General features: G+C 67.2%; 3 protein-coding genes. All 3 read left to right on the top strand.

What is annotated here, in order from left to right; translation table 11 throughout:
- Positions 1-104 precede the first annotated feature (104 nt).
- Genes G552_RS0113645 through G552_RS15700 form a run of 3 tightly spaced genes read left to right on the top strand, consistent with a single transcriptional unit; the run spans position 105 to position 2,274 of the window.
- Positions 105-767, top strand: coding sequence for a hypothetical protein (locus G552_RS0113645; protein WP_027883495.1), 663 nt, complete (start codon positions 105-107; stop codon positions 765-767).
- Positions 764-1,915, top strand: coding sequence for an AAA family ATPase (locus G552_RS0113640; protein ID WP_027883494.1), 1,152 nt, complete (start codon positions 764-766; stop codon positions 1,913-1,915). Before G552_RS0113645 ends, G552_RS0113640 begins: the two co-directional genes overlap by 4 nt.
- Positions 1,912-2,274, top strand: coding sequence for a hypothetical protein (locus G552_RS15700; protein WP_051195840.1), 363 nt, complete (start codon positions 1,912-1,914; stop codon positions 2,272-2,274). Before G552_RS0113640 ends, G552_RS15700 begins: the two co-directional genes overlap by 4 nt.
- Positions 2,275-2,433: the final 159 nt, after the last annotated feature.

The following is a 2,433-nucleotide window of genomic DNA, read 5'->3' as shown; positions in this document are numbered from 1 at the left end:
CGGTTCCCGTTGGTTGATTCCCGCGAGCGCTCTACGCGAATGGCTCGAGGGGCACGAGAACAACCCCGCCCGGGGCGAGGGCGGGGAGCGCTAGGAGGTGGACCGTGCAACAAAAAAAGTATATCAGCATTCAACTCGCGCTGCTACAACAGGCCCGCGCCGCGCTCGAGCTAGAGGGCTTCGAGGTAGAGACCCCCCCGCCCGATCTGCTCGAGAAGGGCGTGCTGCTCACCGCCTACCGCCCCGCCGATGGCGAGGGCTACCTGCTCTCGCCTGAAGAGGTGCGGCTGCTGGCCTGCCACGGCCTAGCCGCCCTCGATCCAGAGCACCCCGACCCCCGCCCGCGCTGGCAACGCCCCACGACCCGCGACCGTGAGCGGGCCTATGCCGAAGCCGCCCTAGCCCGTGCCGTGCTCGAGGTGCAATCTGCCTCTGTAGGGCAAAGAAACAACGCCCTGGCCCGCGCCGCGTATGGGTTGGGCCAACTCGAGCGCCTGGGGCTGGATGAGTCGCGGGTAGTACAGGCCCTTATTGACGCCGCGCTAGCCACCGGCCTTGAACACCGAGAAGCCCTGAGCACTGCCCGAAGGGGGTTCAAAAAGGGAACCGAACACCCCCGCGACTTGCCCCCGGATTTAGTGCAAAGTGCAGGGGGTAGTGCAAGGCCCTTTGCACTAAATCAACGCGATAACAATCGGCAAACTCGATTTAGTGCAAACAGTGCAAGGCATCAAAGCGTGTTTGCGCGAAAAGGGGGGAGGCGGTGAGCGGCTTCACGTGGCGCACCGCCGACAGCCTGCCTACCGCCTCTGAGGTGGCCTGGCTGTGGGAGGGGTACATTGCCGCCGGTACGGTGAGCGTCTTGGGCGGGCCTGCCGGTGCGGGCAAGTCCACCCTGACGGCCGCCCTCGAGGTGGCTGTAGCCGCCGGGGTGGAGTTTCTGGAGGCCCCCACCCTCCAGGGCGAGGTGTGGCACCTGGACTTCGACACCGACCCCCGCCTTCAAGGCCCTTGGTACACCAAATGCGCCGCCGGGCTGGGCGTGGGGGCCGAAGCGCTGGGGCGTATCCGCTACCTCGAGCCCTCCAACCCCTCCCAGGGTCTCGACCTCGACCGGCTGGCCGAGCTGGAGGGGCTGGTACGCATCAGCCCGCCCGCCCTGCTGGTGATTGACGCCTGGACATCGGCCTTCTTTTACGCCGATTCGAAGAAGGCCGAGCACGTGGCCGAGGTGATGGGCCGTCTCCGGCAAATCGCCGCCCTGGGGCCTGCGGTGCTGCTCTTGGATCACACGCCCAAGCCGGTGCAGGGCCTCACGGTGCTCGAGCGCGGTGTAGCCGGCTCCTACTACAAGCTCGGTGGAGCCCGCAGCGCCTACCTCTTGCAGCGGGTGGCCCCCAAGCTCACCGGCGGGCTGGACGTGCTCCGGTTGGACTGCCTCAAGAACAACCTGGCCGCCATCGGTGAGCCGCTGGGCATCGCCCGGCACTTCGAGCGGGACAGCCTGCGGTTTGAGATCACCGATTTGCCCGAAGAGGAAGCCGCCCACGCGCCCGCCCTGACCCGCGCCCTGCGGGCCGTGCGGGAGGTGCTGGGAGAAGGCCCGCTGTTGCGCGGGGAACTCATCCGCAAGGTGGCCGAGCGGGCCAACGTAAGCGAGCGCACCATTGCCGAGGCCCTACGCAGGCTCAGGGCTGCCGGGGAAGTCGAGGCTCGAGAGTCCAGCGGCAGGGGTAGCCCTGCGCTATATGCTTTGCACTTTGCAGCAAATGCCCAAAAAGCCGATGAGCATCGCACGGATTTAGTGCAAACCCCTTTGCACACCCCTGTGCAGCTTGCACTAAATCAGCCCGACCCCGACCCGACCCCCGACCTCGAGCCCGAGGCCGAAGAAGAGTGGGTGACAGACCTATGACCCCCTGGGCCGCCCTGCTCTCCCGCGTCAAGCCCATCGCGGCCAAGCTCGAGGCCCTGCACCCCCCGCTGCTGGTGGTCAGGGTTGACGGTGAAACAACCCTGGTCAGCGTTTGGCCGAGCGCCGAAGACCTCGAGGCGCACGCCCGCTTCCCCGGCATGCCGCGCCTCACCCTCGAGCGCCGGATAGCCGAGGTCATGGACAGGCTGGCCCAGCTGTACCCCAGCCCCCGGCAATCAGTCGAGGTGTGTGGACAGTGGCCCGGCAATCCGCCACGGCTGGAGGTGGTGGCCGTGGCCCGCAGGAGCACCCGCGCCGGTGCTGAGCCGGCCCCCGCCCGGCAAGGAGCGCTTGCGTGAGCCGCTTGAGCACCATCGCCGCCCGGCTGCTGCTCGAGGCTTTGAGCCCCGCCGCATTTTCCTAAGCTGGAGACAATATGCCAAAGAAACCTGAGACAATCGAGACTGATGCCCTCTGGGAGGCCCTCTTCGACCGGCTGCCCCAACTGGTGGCCCGGC

It is taken from the genome of Meiothermus rufus DSM 22234 (assembly GCF_000423425.1).
In the GTDB taxonomy this organism is placed as follows: domain Bacteria; phylum Deinococcota; class Deinococci; order Deinococcales; family Thermaceae; genus Meiothermus; species Meiothermus rufus.
Note: the sequence above shows the minus strand (reverse complement) of the source record. Positions and strands in the feature narration are given on the sequence as shown.

Bases quoted from the DNA above. Each gene is read 5' to 3' on its own strand.
- G552_RS15700 (WP_051195840.1), top strand. From the start codon at position 1,912: ATGACCCCCTGGGCCGCCCTGCTCTCCCGCGTCAAGCCCATCGCGGCC.